Here is a 15368-nt window from a genome sequence, read left to right as displayed (position 1 = left end):
AACTTAAGGGTGAATCCTGGAAATAACATTCTTGATGTGTTTAAAGATATTATTCCAGAAGCAGAAAATGAAATAGAGGGCATTTATAAACCGTTGCATGAGCTTGACAGTATCAAACAGGATTATGATATGATAATTGAAAATTATATATGGCTGCTATATCTTACGCTGATTTATGGAACTATTATGGTGAGTTCTTATATTATTTATTACTTTAAAATCTTCAGCATTAATTCATTTCCTAATCTGTTGATAATATTATCCATGTCAGTTTATATAATAGCAGTGATATCGTCTATTGTTATGATAACACATATATTTATACTGTTTTTCAAATCCAGGAAGGAAATGAACCATGCGTTGACTTAAATAAAAGATTCAGGAGAGAATGGTGTATATAACTCCTTTCTCACTGTAAAGGCGGTTTTCAGCTTCATCCAGTACCACACTGTGTATTCCATCTATTATTTCATCCGTTACTTCAAGCCCTCTCCTGGCTGGAAGGCAGTGCATAAATATGTAATTTTTATCCGCAAAATCAGCCAGTTCATCATTTACCTGATATCCCACAAAGAGTTTTTCTTTCTGTGCCCTTACCTTTTCTTCACCCATGGAGACCCACACATCGGTATATATTATATCAGCTGAATCCACAGCTGTTCTGGGATCTTTTACTATTTCAATCCTGCTCCCAGTTTTAAGTGCAATGTCCCTTGCCCTGTAGAGTATATCCTTATCAGGCTCATGATGCTCCGGACATGCAACTGATATGTCCATTCCAGTTATGGCAGCACCTAAAAGCAGGGAATTTGACACATTGTTTCCATCCCCCATATATGCCATTTTAAGGTTTTCGAATCTGTGCTTTTTTTCCATTATTGTCATAAAATCCGCAACTATCTGAAGTGGGTGCTCCATGTTGTCCAGTGCGTTTAATACAGGAACAGTGGCATATTTAGCCAGTTCTCGCACATTCCTGTAATCGTGTGCCCTGTATGAAATAATATCAAGAAATTTTGACATAACACGTGCAGTGTCTCCAATGGTTTCACCGTCTCCAAGATGCATTTCACCTGGACTCAGATATATTGTATGCCCGTTAAGCTGTTCCATTGCCGCCTCAAGTGATATGCGGGTCCTGGTGCTTGGTTTCTCAAAAATCATTCCCAGTAATTTCTTCTCCGAGAATTTTACTGTCCTGTCTTTCTTTAATTTTATGGCTGTGTCTATTATCTGGCCAAAATCATTTTCCATGTCTGCAACTGAAAGTATATCCCTTTTCATAGAGGGAAAGAAAGAAAATAAATTTAAAACTTTTTGTTTATAATATCAGTATAAAGTGTTATGGCAGCCTTGCTTCCTTCTCCAACAGCAGTTGCAATTTGCTCTTCACTGCCTGAAAGCACATCACCTGCAGCGTATATGCCGGGCACGTTTGTCCTGCCCTTTTCATCTGCAACTATGAATCCATGCCTGTCAAGTACCACACCTATGTTTTTAAGGAAGGCTGTTTGCGGGATTACCCCGATATATACAAAAATCCCGTCAAGATTCACTGTTTTTTCCTCGCCTGTGACAATGTCCTTATATTTCATGCCGGTGAGTTTCTTTCCGTCTCCTATAAATTCCTCTGTTTCAGCATTTAATATAAAGGGGATTTTCTTTTCATCTATGGCCTTTATATATGCATCCTCACATTTTTTAATCTTTGAGTGGGCAATAACAGAAACGGTTTTTGCAATTCCATTAAGGTACAGCGCCGATATGGCACCCGAATTGCCCCCACCTATTACTGCAACATCCTTGCCCTTGAAAAGGTATCCGTCACATGTTGAACAGTAGGATATACCCTTTCCGTAGTATTCATCTTCTCCTTTGACGTTCATCTTTCTGTGGGTTGTGCCCGTTGTTACAATTAGGGCCCTGGCAGTAAATTCTGATCTGTTTGTGATAATTTTAAACTTTTCTCCATCCTTTTTTATATCACGTACATCGATTTCAGTAATAATTTTACCATACTGGGCATAATGCTTTCTAAATACCTCTGCAAGGTCTGCTCCTTCTATGGCATTGAACCCGAGATAGTTTTCCACAAGAGGAGACACTGCAGTGTTACCTCCAGGAACAGATTCCCTTTCCAGTATTGCAACACTCATTCCGGATCTCTTGATATAAACACCTGCAGAATAGCCTGCTGCACCTGCACCAATAATAATAACATCGTAATCTGTTTCATAATTCCTTTCGGTTGAACTAACGTTAAATTGCATCATTATAAATCACCGATAAAACATTGTAAAAGAATATATATACTTTTAAAAGAAATAAAAAATTAATAGCCACCCATGCCGCCTGGCATGCCGCCCATTCCACCAGCTCCACCCTGTGGGGCTGATGATTTCTTGCTGGCTATTACGTCATCTATCCTCAGTATCATGGTGGCAACTTCCACAGCACTCTCTATTGCGTGGGTCTTTACACGGAATGTGTCAAATACACCCGCCTTAAGCATGTCGCTTATTTGGTTGGCATCCATGTCTACACCGAAGTTTTTGTTTCCCTTCTCGTGCTCTGATTTCAGTGATATGAGTGTGTTTATTGGATCCATTCCAGCATTCTCTGCAAGGGTTCTTGGTATTATTTCCAGTGCCTTTGCAAAGGCTTCTATGGAAAGCTGTTCCCTTCCACCCACGCTGTTTGAGTATGATCTGAGCTTCATTGCCAGTTCAGCCTCTGTTGCGCCTCCTCCTGGAAGGTATCTTCCGTCTTCCATTGTTATAGCCACTACTCTAATTGCATCATTAAGGGCTCTTTCTATTTCATCAACAACATGCTCGGTTCCGCCTCTGATGAGTATATCCACTGCTTTGGGATTTTTGCAGCCGGTGACGAATGTCATTCTGTCATCGCCTATTTTTCTCTCTTCAACTGTTTCGGCTTTTCCCATAGTTTCTTCGCTTATATCCTCAAGGTCGGTAACCATCCTGGCGCCTGTTGCCTTTGCAAGTTTTTCCATATCGCTCTGTTTTACCCTTCTGACACCATATATTCCATATTTTGCAAGATAGTACTGGACTGTGTCATCTATTCCCTTCTGGCAAAGTACAACATTGGCTCCTGATTTTTTTATCTTATCTGCCATTTCCTTCAGTGTGTCGCTTTCCTGGTCAAGGAATTCCTGGATTTTCGAAGGATCTGTTATCTGGACCTTTGCATCTATTTCTGTTTTCTTTATTTCAAGTGCTGAATTTATAAGCGCGATTTTGGCATTTTTAACCACAGATGGCATCTTTGAATGGACTTTTTCCTTATCTATTATTAGCCCGCTTATGTATTTTGTATCTGCAGCGCTTCCTCCACTCTTTTTGTCAACTTTTATGTTAGCTGTGTCAACAATTATTTTGTTTCCATCAGTTTCACTTACTGAATTTATTGCCTTTACAACCAGATCCGCAAGAAACTCAGGTGCAACTCCTGTGTTTTTCCCAGAAAGTGCTGTTATGGCTATTTTTTTGAGCATTGCATCGTCCTTTGCGGTTACAGACATAGCCATAAGCTGTTTCCTTGATTCCTCTGCCGCGAGGTGGTATCCATCGGCTATAATTGTGGAATGCACTCCCTGATCCAGCAAGGCTTCAGCCTGCTTCAGAAGTTCACCTGCAAATACAACAACTGTTGTAGTTCCATCTCCCACAGCTGTGTCCTGGGATTTTGAAGCCTCAACTATCATTTTTGCAGTTGGATGGTCAACATCCATCTCCTTGAGTATGGTTGCACCGTCATTTGAAATAATTATATCTCCTATTGAATCGACCATCATCTTATCCATTCCCTTGGGACCAAGGGTTGTCCTTACTGCATCTGCAATTGCCTTTGCAGCTTCAATGTTGTTCTTCTGGGCATTTTTGCCCTGTTGCCTTTCTGTACCTTCTTTTAATATTAATATTGGGGTTTGACCTGACATCATAACAATCGATTCATAAATATGTTCTTCAATATAAATGTTTCTAAAATTAAAATATTAAAATTAAAACATGAAAATAATTTTAATCATTTTCATCGGATAAACTCTTCCTCTTACTTTCCTTCCTGACCTCAGATGGGAGACGGCCTAACCTGTAATCGCCTGTATCAACGAATTTTATAAGAGGTGCAAGGTTTGGATGTACCCTGCTAATTTCACTGTAAATGTCAAGTGCAACCTTTCTGAGATCCGGATGAACCTGCTGATTGGACCTCAATTCAATAAAATATGCAAGTTCATTGAGATTTGAACTGAAAACTACGGGATATTTATACGCATAAGGAACAACATACTGTGCAATTTTTTCACCGTATTTTTTCATTAAGTTTCCATACAGAGTACCTGCTCTCTCCATTAATTCAACATATTCTGACTTGAGTTCAGGAATTTTTCCCAGATTTTCTGGAATGTCATAGCCGTATTTAGTGGACAGTGGTTTCCTTATTATGGAAAAAAACCGGTGGCGCTGGAATTCCCTGAATGCACCGTAGTTCATATTCACCTCAAAGGAGTAATTTATCCCCTCAAATGCCCTGCCCAGCTTATGCCTGCGGTTACCTCTCAGGGCAGCAAGCTGTTTCAGGATGCCATATTCCTTTTCAACCGGTATGTTAATGTCTTTATATGGCCCGGCACTGCCATAGATCAACATTCTGGTGGCCATGTCTATTGCCCTGCCCTCATCCATATAATTGATAAGCCTCAGGTCTCCAGCTATTCCGGCATCTGTATAAAGTCCTTCTCCAAAGGAATCCCTGGCAATATTGTATTCAATCTGGCTCTTCCCATGTCCTGACACTGCATCGTCTATAAGTTCCGGGAGCTCTGGCTCCAGTTCCTTATATATCAGTTCCCCGAATTTTGATGCCTCAGGGGTACCGTATCCCCTAAGCCGCTCTATAAGTGATATAAATGCCCGCCCGTTTCCAGAAATACCCATATTGGTCAATGTGGATGCGGGAAGCAATGCCCTGATTTCGTCAAGGACCGCTGACCTCAATGATGATTTATATGATTTTTCAAGTACTGTATCATCAACAGATTTCAAATCGCTGTATCTGTAATTTTTTCCACCAATCTCAAATGTAAAATCTTCCATGGGATTTGTGTCGCCCATATATCTCATCATTTCTGGATATGCCATGGAGTAAAAATCAAAAAGGTCATTACAGTAACGGTCATAATCATCTTCCATGCCTTCAACGCCCGCATATTTTCCATGCAGGAACAGATAGTCCCCATCAATTTTTTTATTGTATTTTACATACCTTGATGATTTTTCCAGATAGGACAGTCCTATTCTTGGCTCTTCTATTACCTTTGATATTATATTTGACACATTCTGTATTCCAAGTTGTGCTGTAGTAAGCTCAGCAACGGATTCATCGCCGTAATCAAGAAATATTCTTTTATAAAAATTGCTTGCCCTCAGAGGGTTATTTTTAAATTCTTTTTCATAAACCTCCCTTATATCCAGATTTGCAGTTCTGCTGTATCTGGACATGAGAGCTCCCCTGTCAATCATATCTGTTTTTATGAGGAAAACATCCCTGTCTCTATTGGAAAAATCGTCCATAAAAATCATATGAGTTCTGTGGATAAAAATATAACGATATATTATCATATCTGCGACAAATGAATATAAGATTTTTATATGCATAGCATATACACTACCATGAAATTAATAGTTCTAGGGGGATCCGGATTTGTTGGAAGCAATATCCTGAAACAGATGGATGCTGAAGAAAAGGCTTATTTTTCAAGAAATAACTCAGAGGATCTTGACAAGCTCGGGATAAAGTATATAAAGGGGGATATAAGGCAATATGAAGATGTAAAAAATGCCATTGGCGACTATGATATTATTGTCCACGCCATAGATGTGCTGACTGAAACCGAGGAAACTCATGAGGATTTATCACTTAAGGGGGTAAAAAATGTTGTTCAGGCCATGCAGGAAGTTAGGGGCAACAAGAAGCTTATATATTTTTCAGCCATAAATGCGGATAAGGGAAGCACCGATTATTTCAGGTACAAAAGGCTTGGGGAGGACAATGCAAATCTCCTGAAAAATTCACTGGTAATAAGGCCATCCACAATGTTCGGGCCTGGGGACAAGTTTACAAAGATGCTGCTTCAGGTGGCAAAGGGAAAGGTTCCCTATCTGCCCAGGAGTGGCAATATGGCACCAGTACATATCAATGATGTTATCACAGTTATCAAAAATTCCCTGGAAAGGTCTGGGACAATAGATATATGTACAAAGGAGAAGGTGACATTTGCAGATATGTTCAATACTATACGTGCCAAACTGGGCATGCCTCCTGTAAGAGAAGTGTCATCATTTGTCTTCAAACCATTTATAGGATCATTGCAAAAGAGGGGTTTGCTCACAAGGGAACAATTTTATATGCTCCAGCTGGATTATTACAAGGAAAACACATCACTGTTCAGATATGTGAAAGAGCCCATAACATACAATGAATATATTGATTCTGTAGATCTGGCCAAATTATAAAAGGACGTTGCCGATGGCTTCGTTATTTATCATATTTATTAATTTTTGCATGTATTCAAGTGCATAATCTGTTATATGTTCTGAAAATTCAGGGGATTTTCTCAATGACCCTAGATAGGCAAGGGCTATGCGGAGATTTGCGGCTGCAAGGATGAGATATGCAGTATATTTATCACCGCCATCCATCTTCTGATCAATATCAACCCATTCCTTTGTTTCCCTTCTAAGAGCCTTTCTTTCCTGATCAGGAATGACAGTTTCACTGTCGTACAGATTTTGATTCAAAGTATCCAGTATATCGAGCATTTGCCGTATTTTTTCAACATTTCTTGCCTCCGATATGGCTAAGCCCAGAAATGATTGTACTATTTTTATCTGTGAGTCATAAAGAAAAAATTCATGGTCAAGTGGCAGGTTTTTGTCCAACAATTCACAATATTCGCCCGATACATCATCTTCCATAGGGGTGAATTCAAATATATTTAATTAAATTATTCAATAAACTTAAACTACAATAGCTCCGGGCAGATTCGAACTGCCGTCTGCTGGTCCAGAGCCAGTAATGCTTGGCCACTACACCACGGAGCTGTAGATAGTTATTGCAATGTCATATAAAAATATTAATAAATTATAATTACATCCTAGCCTAATGTTTTCACTGGGCAATGAGATAAAACTCACAGTATTCGGATCATCACACGGTCCTTACATAGGCGGTACTGTGGACGGTATTCCTGCCGGAATAAACATAGACCTGGAATTCATACAGAGATGGCTTGACAGGAGAAAACCGGGGCAGAGCCTCATAACAACCCAGAGAAACGAGGATGATACAATAGAAATAATAGGGGGATGCAGGAATGGGTTCACTGACGGGTCTCCCTTCACTTTCATTTTCAAGAATAAGGATTACATAGACCGGCATTATGATGAATTGAGGGATAACCCAAGGCCAGGCCATGCCGATTTGACCATGTTCTACAAGTACGGTGAATACAGGAACTATGAAGGTGGCGGATTTTTTTCGGGCAGGATGACAATGCCCCTTGTTGCCGCCGGTGCACTTGCCATGCATATACTTAAAAAATACAATATAAAAATAGTTACATATATAAAATCTGCAGGAGGCATATCAATGGCATCAAAAGTACCTGTGGACGAAAACTATGTATATGGCTTTAAGACCAGGATGCCGGATAGGGAAAATGATGAATTGCTGTACCAGAAAATATTAAGGATAATTAAAGAAGGTGATAGCCTCGGAAGCATAATAAGCACGGAGGTTTACAATGTTCCTTCCGGAGTGGGTGAACCATTTTTTAATTCTGTGGAGAGCGAGATTTCAAAAGCCATGTTTTCTATACCGGGACTGAAGGCAATTGAATTCGGTTCTGGGTTCATGCTTGGTGGGATGAGGGGATCAGAGGCAAACGATGAATTCTATATTGAGAATGGAAAAATTATTACCAGAACAAATAACTCTGGGGGCATCCTTGGGGGCATTACAAACGGAATGCCAGTAACTTTTAATATAGCCATGAAGCCAACATCATCCATCAGGCTGCCACAGAAGACAGTTAATATAAAGAGCATGGAACCCTCCGAAGTTAAGGTTACCGGAAGGCATGACCCCTTCATATCATTCAGGGCCGTCCCGGTGATACAGACCTTGACAGCATTCGTAATCCTGGATTTGATGATGAGCCGTAAGGCCCTATAAATGGAAAACTATGTAGCGGAAGGACAATACAGAGATAAACATTGATATAATCAGAACAAAGGCTATTGAATACTTGGCTTTTCTGATTGATAACAGAACTGTTTCCATGAGGTTATGGAAGGCATTTTCCTCCCCCATTGTGACGTTTATGTATTCAGTATGTGTTCCTATGGTTGCGGGGCCTGAATTTTCTATTGCCTTGAGAACAGTATTGTTTATCAGCTCTGCGACTGGTCCCGGATCACAGTGCATACCTAATGGGTTGATGTCCAGTTCACCCACATTTACAACATGGTTGTCCGTGGTATATATATCCATATTCTTTACCCTTTTGTCGGATCCTGCCCTTGCCATTTTTATTATATCTCTGCTTATATTATTTGAATCTGTCAGTACTATTGCATTATAATAATCGTTTATTTTTAAGACTAATGCCTGGATACCCATTGAGGCAAGACCCTCTATCTTTTCATAACTTCTTGCATATCCTATGAAAGCAGGGTATTTTGAATCTGTAGACTTGAATTCTTTTATAAGGGGATTTATTATCATGTCACAGTTATCCAGTTCATCCGCATCCCTGGTAAAGCTGTTCTGAGCGTCGAGCAGTGCAAAATTTTCTGCACCGTTTTTAATCAGGGCTTTCATAACTTTCAATCCCGCAGATAGGGAAATATCGTCAAATGACTTTTGATAAGGGATAACCGCGGAAATTCCTGAGTTCCCAAATTTTTGTAGTGAAACATCATAACCGTCAACATGGAACTTGACAAAGTCTGAAACAAAGTCAGAATATTTCATTTTTTCCAGAGAATGTTTCACTGATGCTGCAATTTTTTTAATATCGTCCTTGCCACTGCAGTTATTACTATTGGTGGTTGCAGTATGGAATACCATTATATTGTCCATCCCCAACTCAGAGCTGATCTTTATGGGCAGGTTGCTTGTGCACAGGTTTCCAAAGGGGCCTGGGTGGACATATGGAAATACAAGTGTAACAAGGCCTTCATTCCCTTTTTTTATGTTTGTTGTGACAACAGGAATCTGTTTCTTCTTATTATATACATGGCTAAAGAATTTTTCTCCTATAGCCCCATCATTGTCCCTGTTAAGAAAGAAATCTATAAGTTCGGATGGGCGGGATTTGTATTTTTTTGTAAAGCCTATTGTTGTGAACAGCAGGAACATATAGGAGAACATTACATAAATCACCGTTGCCGCAATGAGTGGAACGATAAACCTTGTTGCAATGTGGTTTATGTTATAAAAGACCAGCGCTATAATAATATAGGAAAATGTGTAGTTCATTGACAGTAACAGTGCCGTAAACATGCTTGAAGGATAATAAATATAGAGAACAAGGAATCTAAGAAATGCGGGGAACGCTATGGCCAGAGCCAGAATGTAATAATAGGGCATGGATATTATGGGATTCAAAAGGATACCTATCCAGAAAAACAGTGTAGCCAGACACAGGGATACAAAATCTAGATACATAATTCTATTATTGTTAAATTTCTTGTTTGTGAATCTTATAGTGCCAAAATCAATAATTAGCAGTAAAATAAATGGCATGATGGATATGATGGAAAGGGCAGGAAAGTTTCCCAGTATTATGTAGTCTATCAGAAATATGAATACTACAGGAAGCAAGAAATAATACCATTTTGGTGACTTCCTCACATACCTAGAAATGCCGGCAAGCGTTTTTCCCTTCTGCACCATCAGGAATTGAACAATAAGATATAAATTATTCCGATTTCTGAAAAATGAGAAATTTTTACATGTTTCAAAAATTGATTCTCATTATTTTAAACTGGGCATATCCTGTGAGTACCCGGATGAACTCTGGAATATGGATATCATCATCGTCAATGTCTGTTGCAAGCCCCTTAATCCCGGAAAGTTTTTCAGGAGATGAAATAACACATATGTTTTCAAATCCTGCCTTTTTTATTATTCTTCTAGAAAGCTGCTGATTACCCCGCCCAAGAAGGAATCCCTGGCCGCCTATAACCGAAATTATTATTTTTATATGCCCTGAATCCACATATTTGTATATTTCATCTTCTCCGGCATCCATTATTATTAGTTTTTTATCCCTGATAATGTCAAACCCCAGCATATTTGTGTGGAATCCAAGGGATGCAGTTATGGCCTTGCATGTTGTACCTGGGCCTATAATATAATAAAAGCCTTCATTCATATGGTCTATTATGTATTCAGCTATGTCAAATGCAGAGGAGGCTGGATATTCAGCCTTTGAGGAAATGATCATACCCCTGGAATCGGGGACTTTCAGTGTGCCGAATCTCTTAATATCCAGGATTCCCTGCCTGTATTCTTCCTCGTTTATATCAGCAACCTCGGCATCCATAAAATTTATTCCTTCACTGCAGGCATCATCGAACACATCTATGGCATGTCTTATATTCATAGAAAACACAGAGCTATACATTTTTACGCCGGCTGGAATACCCAGTACTGGACGGTTTACACCGGACAAAAGTATATCCCTTGCCGTTCCGTCTCCACCTACAAAACATATTATATCTGCTTCTATGGCAGATCTGGCAAAATTTATGGTATCCATTGATGTTGTTGGATTCTCGGGGTAATATGAAATAGTATATTTCAGGCTGGCCTTATCCATTTCAGTAGACCCCATGGGGCCATCGGGGACAACAAACTCAATATTTCTGCATTTTATACCCTCAAGGAATTCTATTGCCCGCTTTATGGATACCGATTCATCAATGCTTTTCAGGTGAAGATTGTCAGACCCTTTGTTATTTCTTATCCCCCCATAGCCTGCAAGCGGATTGACAAAAAATGCTGCTCTTTTTATTTTCATATGTCGTACTCTTTTCCCTCTGTGGGAATTATTATATTACTGGTTTTCCTGGATATTGCCTGATCCATTGAATCAATAGACATATGTGTTGGAATAAACGTTTTTGAATTACTGGATTCAAATGCCCTGAATGCATCAGAAACTGTTGAATGCCCATATTTTTGTGCCTCATAAGCCCTGGTATCGGGATAAGTCGCTTCGTGTATGAAAAGATCAGAATTCGCTCCGTTCTCTATAACGGCTTCCGAATAGGAAGTATCACCCGAATAGAATATTGTTTTCCCAGAAACTTCGATTCTGTATGTATAATCCTCAATAGAGTGAATTCCGGGAACTGCATTGACACGGGAGTCTGGTATATTAAATTTGACGCCCTGAAGCATATAATCTGGCGTATTGAAATACTCCAGTACTGACATGGTACTGGCTTCTATTTTTTCAGTTCCTATTATATTTACAGGATTTATTATTCCCTGTAATGCCCTCTGCCATATAAATTCCGGAATTCCACCGAAATGGTCCAGATGCAGATGCGTAACAAGGACTGTTTTAATGTTGCTAAGGTCTATTCCCGAGTTTATTAGATATTCAACTGTATGAGGCCCACAGTCCAGCAGGATACTATCATCAAGGAGAAATGAGGTATTCCTCCTCCTTTGATCAAGTTTTGCACTCCATGTGCCGATAACCTGTACTTTCATGTATAGCTATGTGATATGACTATTAAAAATTTAAGCCCGCGGAGATCGGATCAATACCCGCAAGGGCAAATAAGGTCGTTGAAAGGGGAAGCTTCCTGCCTTAGCCGGCGGAGTATGTCACTGGCCTGTCATTTGTTCTATTATTTCATATAAATTGGTGGAATTCACAATAAAATCAGAGGCCTCTATGAGTCGTGATGTTGCAGGGTTAAATGCCACGAAATACCTTGATTTCCTTCTCATAGACAAATCCATATATGAATCCCCGACACTTACTGTTTCACCTGGAGATATGCCATATTTAGCCTGTATTTCCGTAACATTCAGATCTTTCTTTACTGGGTCCACATTTTTGATAAAGCGATGGTTTTTTGAATCCACTTCATTCCCTATATGATAATCTATTCCTATAAGATCGGCAAGATATCCGGCAAAGACCTTTGAACCTGCAGACACTATTGCAGTCTTGATTTTTCTGTCTTTCAGATATTCAATAGTTCTGAGTACATTGGAGGATACATCATTAAGATTTAAATATGTCCTGATTTTGGTTTCAGTAAGGTTTTCATAGAGGTGTTCAGGCACTCCGTTTCTGTATACATAATCAAATGTATATTTCATCCCCGGCCCAGAGTACCTTTTGTTCATTGACCTGTGTATTATTACATCCCATGAATTTCTATTTTTCAGCAAAACGCCATCCATATCGAATACCATTAATTTTATATTTTCCAGATAATCTATATTCTGGTTTTTATTTATACTATTTTTTAGCTCTTCAATTTCTATCATTGCATATATATTCACAATGTATATTAAGCATTTACTATATATTTTTAGTAAATATATATGTTTATTGAATTACTTATTTATATTGCATGTCCCTCCGGATAATTTTCTCAAATAGTGAATTCAGGATAAACAATTTATATGTTTACACTATATGACATCTAATGTCTGATGGGGTCAATGCATTTTCTTTTAGATAATGCAAAGAGGAATTTCCATGACGTTGGGGCTTGAAAACATGAAAGAAAAGCAGAAACTAGACCGGAGAAATACATACACGGCTGGGAATGCTCCACATAGAAAATCAAGCATTATAAAAGGAGTAGAAACGAAGTTGAATATAAACACTGAGAAGGTCAAACTGGTAAAATACGTCAGGGGATTGAGATTTGCTACACAATTCCTCCCCACGTTTTCGCAAGGGGTCTCCCAGGGGGTGTAAGATGGATATCTATTACATAACAGCTTCTATTGCTATTTTAGCGATACTTTTCATCCTGTCAATTAAATTAAGGATATTTGATATGAAAGGAACTATAGCTGCCCTTATTGTTGGTGTTCTTATCCTGATTCTTGGCTCCCTTTACTGGCTGATTCTCATGCTGATATTTGCCATAACAGCCCAGATGGTAACAAAATTTAGAATCAGGGAAAAGACTAGAAGAATGTTGCAGGAAGGGGAAAACGGTGAGAGGCATGCCTCTAATGTGGTCTACGCGGCAGTGATAGGAATAGGAATAGCTGTAATGCATGCTGCACATATAGGCGGATTTCCCTATTTTCTCATATTCAGCGTTTCATTTGCCTCTGTCAACGCGGATACTTTCGCCTCAGAAATAGGGGTGTTTGACAGGAATGTTTATATGATTACAGGATTCAAAAGAACAACACCAGGGGTAAATGGAGGCATTTCACTTTTAGGTGAGGGTACAGCACTTCTTGGTTCATTTATAATAGGACTATCATATGTTATACTGGATTTTCATAATTTTAACATAGTTCTGCTCATGTTGATAACAGTACTTGGATTTATAGGATGCCAGGTAGACAGCCTTCTGGGGGCTATGTTTGAAAACAGGGGAAAAATGTCCAAAGGCCAGGTAAATGCTTTATCTACACTTCTGGCTGTGGCGCTTGCCTTTGCCATATATATATGAGGATAGACATCGCAGTTATGTTTATTAACAGTCATTATATTATAGATTATGGCAAAAATGTTCGTAATACTAACAAAGGGAAAGGATGACCTGAACATGGCAAATGTTGCTGCTAATTTTTCATACAACTCTGTTAAAAATGCTGGAGCCACAGTAAATTTTATGTTTCTTGGAAGAGGAGTAGAAAATCTTTTAAAAGACTCCAATGGAATAAAGCCAATAGTAGATCTTGTGAACAACATGAAATCTGTTGGAATAGGTATTACATATTGCAAGGTTTCTGCTAAGGGCCTGGGCCTAAGCGAAGAACAGATGCTGGAGGGAATACCACCGGTCATGGGAGGCGTCCAGACGGCTAAAATGATAGACGAGGGTTTTTCAGTTATTACTTTCTAAATTTTATTTCCTTTTGGAATCAAATATACGCCCTCTAATTTCCGTGGCCTGATGCCTTATATTTAATATAGGTTTATGTTTTATCTATCTATGTTTGATTCATGGAATACCTTATGTGCCATAGCCCTGGCAGATGGAAAAATTTATGTGCCCAAAAATATGGATAATCCAATGAAAACAGGACTTTTCAAAATATCAGTTGGCAAAATTAGAGGACAAATAAGGGACTACAGGGGAAGCATTGATGGGTCAACATTGGGCATACATATTGTGGAATTTCTTGATCATTATGAGGTTCACGTAGACCGTTTTGACCCTTATAAAAAACCCATAGAACACCTTCTGGTTGATAGTCCGGACACCCTTTTAAAAGTCCCATTTTTTTTAAAAATGATCACAAAGAAATAGTTTTTATTTGGTGACATATCTGTTCATATATTGTGTGAGAAATCATCCCCTATTTTTCTATTCTCCTGCGAATCACTATTATGTGGCTAACCATAACCCCTGAGCTCGTTTCCATACACTACATTGCCAGAGAGTAATACCAGCCCGCAAAGTTAAAAATTTAAATTATTTTTTGAGTTTTGCAACAAGTTCTGGTACAACAGTAAAAAGATCTCCAACAATTCCATAATCGCATTCTTCGAATATGGGGGCGCTTTTGTCCTTATTTATGGCTATTATTGTCTTTGAACCCCTTATTCCCGCAATATGCTGTATCTGACCCGATATCCCCAAAGCTATGTAGAAATCTGGCCTTACTTTCTTTCCTGAAAGCCCGACCTGTTTGTCCTCACTAAGCCATTTATAATCAAGGCAGACAGGTCTCGAACCGGAAATTTCTGCATGAAGTGCCTCCACAAGCGGCATTACCTTTTCTATGTTTTCCTGGCTTCCCAGTCCTCTTCCAATGGAAACTATAACCTTTGCATTTCTTATGTCTGTTCCTGCGGTCTCCTTGCTTTTTACGTTTATTATTTTATAAAGGCTCTTTTCCAGGCTTACATTCCTGACCTCTGAGTTTTTATCTGCCTTCTCAGCATCGCAGATTCCCGGGGACACGGTAAACATTCTGAGGTTGCTTTCCTCCTCAACTACAGTTTTGCCCCCATGAAAGAATCTTTTAGTAATATTTTTATCCTTATTCTCAAAATAAAATATTTCGGGCATGCATTTCATCTTAAGCTTGAATGATAGTATGCCTGC

General features: G+C 39.0%; 17 protein-coding genes and 1 tRNA gene. 7 read left to right on the top strand and 11 right to left on the bottom strand.

The annotated features are described in order from the left end of the window. Nucleotides 1–369, top strand: a 369-nt coding sequence (locus tag AMDU4_RS12600; RefSeq protein WP_290705359.1) for a hypothetical protein, incomplete at its 5' end; no start/stop codon positions are given. Between the two features lie 9 nt (nucleotides 370–378). On the opposite strand, the gene argF is transcribed toward AMDU4_RS12600, so the two are convergent. The 4 genes from argF to AMDU4_RS12580 all read right to left on the bottom strand — a co-directional run bounded on the left by argF (nucleotide 379) and on the right by AMDU4_RS12580 (nucleotide 5600). Beyond that, a complete protein-coding gene (argF, locus tag AMDU4_RS12595) occupies nucleotides 379–1284 on the bottom strand; it encodes an ornithine carbamoyltransferase (RefSeq protein WP_021788321.1) in 906 nt (301 codons plus the stop codon). A gap of 23 nt (nucleotides 1285–1307) precedes the next feature. After that, entirely contained in the window at nucleotides 1308–2273 is a 966-nt protein-coding gene (locus AMDU4_RS12590) for an NAD(P)/FAD-dependent oxidoreductase (protein WP_021788320.1), read from the bottom strand. Between the two features lie 59 nt (nucleotides 2274–2332). Then, the gene (gene thsA, locus AMDU4_RS12585; protein ID WP_021788319.1) at nucleotides 2333–3967 is read right to left on the bottom strand and encodes a thermosome subunit alpha; all 1635 of its coding nucleotides are present in this window, start codon (nucleotides 3965–3967) and stop codon (nucleotides 2333–2335) included. A gap of 79 nt (nucleotides 3968–4046) precedes the next feature. Beyond that, the gene (locus AMDU4_RS12580; RefSeq protein WP_290705356.1) at nucleotides 4047–5600 is read right to left on the bottom strand and encodes an FAD-dependent thymidylate synthase; all 1554 of its coding nucleotides are present in this window, start codon (nucleotides 5598–5600) and stop codon (nucleotides 4047–4049) included. 99 nt (nucleotides 5601–5699) lie between these two features. On the opposite strand from AMDU4_RS12580, the gene AMDU4_RS12575 reads away from it, so the two are divergent. Continuing rightward, a complete protein-coding gene (locus AMDU4_RS12575) occupies nucleotides 5700–6542 on the top strand; it encodes an NAD(P)H-binding protein (RefSeq protein ID WP_021788317.1) in 843 nt (280 codons plus the stop codon). Here AMDU4_RS12575 and AMDU4_RS12570 read toward each other — a convergent pair. After that, nucleotides 6537–7004, bottom strand: a complete 468-nt coding sequence (locus AMDU4_RS12570; protein ID WP_021788316.1) for a DUF1940 domain-containing protein — start codon at nucleotides 7002–7004, stop codon at nucleotides 6537–6539. The genes AMDU4_RS12575 and AMDU4_RS12570 overlap by 6 nt on opposite strands. 53 nt (nucleotides 7005–7057) lie before the next feature. Beyond that, nucleotides 7058–7130, bottom strand: a tRNA-Gln gene (locus AMDU4_RS12565). Nucleotides 7131–7191: 61 nt separating this feature from the next. Here AMDU4_RS12565 and aroC point away from each other — a divergent pair. Then, nucleotides 7192–8262, top strand: a complete 1071-nt coding sequence (aroC, locus tag AMDU4_RS12560; protein ID WP_021788315.1) for a chorismate synthase — start codon at nucleotides 7192–7194, stop codon at nucleotides 8260–8262. On the opposite strand, the gene AMDU4_RS12555 is transcribed toward aroC, so the two are convergent. From AMDU4_RS12555 to AMDU4_RS12540, 4 genes are all read right to left on the bottom strand, one after another. Then, complete coding sequence (locus tag AMDU4_RS12555; protein ID WP_021788314.1) at nucleotides 8257–9987, bottom strand: DUF2070 family protein; 1731 nt, start codon at nucleotides 9985–9987, stop codon at nucleotides 8257–8259. The genes aroC and AMDU4_RS12555 overlap by 6 nt on opposite strands. Nucleotides 9988–10051: 64 nt before the next feature. After that, nucleotides 10052–11116, bottom strand: a complete 1065-nt coding sequence (locus tag AMDU4_RS12550; protein WP_021788313.1) for an ATP-NAD kinase family protein — start codon at nucleotides 11114–11116, stop codon at nucleotides 10052–10054. Beyond that, nucleotides 11113–11817, bottom strand: a complete 705-nt coding sequence (locus AMDU4_RS12545; protein WP_021788312.1) for an MBL fold metallo-hydrolase — start codon at nucleotides 11815–11817, stop codon at nucleotides 11113–11115. Before AMDU4_RS12545 ends, AMDU4_RS12550 begins: the two co-directional genes overlap by 4 nt. A 117-nt stretch (nucleotides 11818–11934) precedes the next feature. Then, a complete protein-coding gene (locus AMDU4_RS12540) occupies nucleotides 11935–12609 on the bottom strand; it encodes an HAD family phosphatase (protein ID WP_021788311.1) in 675 nt (224 codons plus the stop codon). A 214-nt stretch (nucleotides 12610–12823) separates the two neighbouring features. Here AMDU4_RS12540 and AMDU4_RS12535 point away from each other — a divergent pair, with 214 nt between their 5' ends. The 4 genes from AMDU4_RS12535 (at nucleotide 12824) to AMDU4_RS12520 (ending at nucleotide 14567) form a co-directional block, all read left to right on the top strand. After that, complete coding sequence (locus AMDU4_RS12535) at nucleotides 12824–13048, top strand: hypothetical protein (RefSeq protein WP_290704718.1); 225 nt, start codon at nucleotides 12824–12826, stop codon at nucleotides 13046–13048. Between the two features lies 1 nt (nucleotide 13049). Next, nucleotides 13050–13763, top strand: a complete 714-nt coding sequence (locus AMDU4_RS12530; protein ID WP_021787569.1) for a DUF92 domain-containing protein — start codon at nucleotides 13050–13052, stop codon at nucleotides 13761–13763. Between the two features lie 48 nt (nucleotides 13764–13811). Further along, nucleotides 13812–14159, top strand: a complete 348-nt coding sequence (locus AMDU4_RS12525) for a DsrE family protein (protein WP_021788310.1) — start codon at nucleotides 13812–13814, stop codon at nucleotides 14157–14159. Between the two features lie 90 nt (nucleotides 14160–14249). Continuing rightward, nucleotides 14250–14567 (top strand): hypothetical protein, encoded by a 318-nt coding sequence (locus tag AMDU4_RS12520; protein ID WP_021788309.1) that lies wholly within the window; start codon nucleotides 14250–14252, stop codon nucleotides 14565–14567. 165 nt (nucleotides 14568–14732) lie between these two features. On the opposite strand, the gene AMDU4_RS12515 is transcribed toward AMDU4_RS12520, so the two are convergent. Further along, nucleotides 14733–15368, bottom strand: a 636-nt coding sequence (locus AMDU4_RS12515) for an electron transfer flavoprotein subunit alpha/FixB family protein (protein WP_021788308.1), incomplete at its 5' end; no start/stop codon positions are given.

This window comes from Ferroplasma sp. Type II (genome assembly GCF_000496155.1).
The sequence above is the reverse complement of the archived record's forward strand: the minus strand, read 5'-3'. Positions and strand labels throughout refer to the sequence as shown.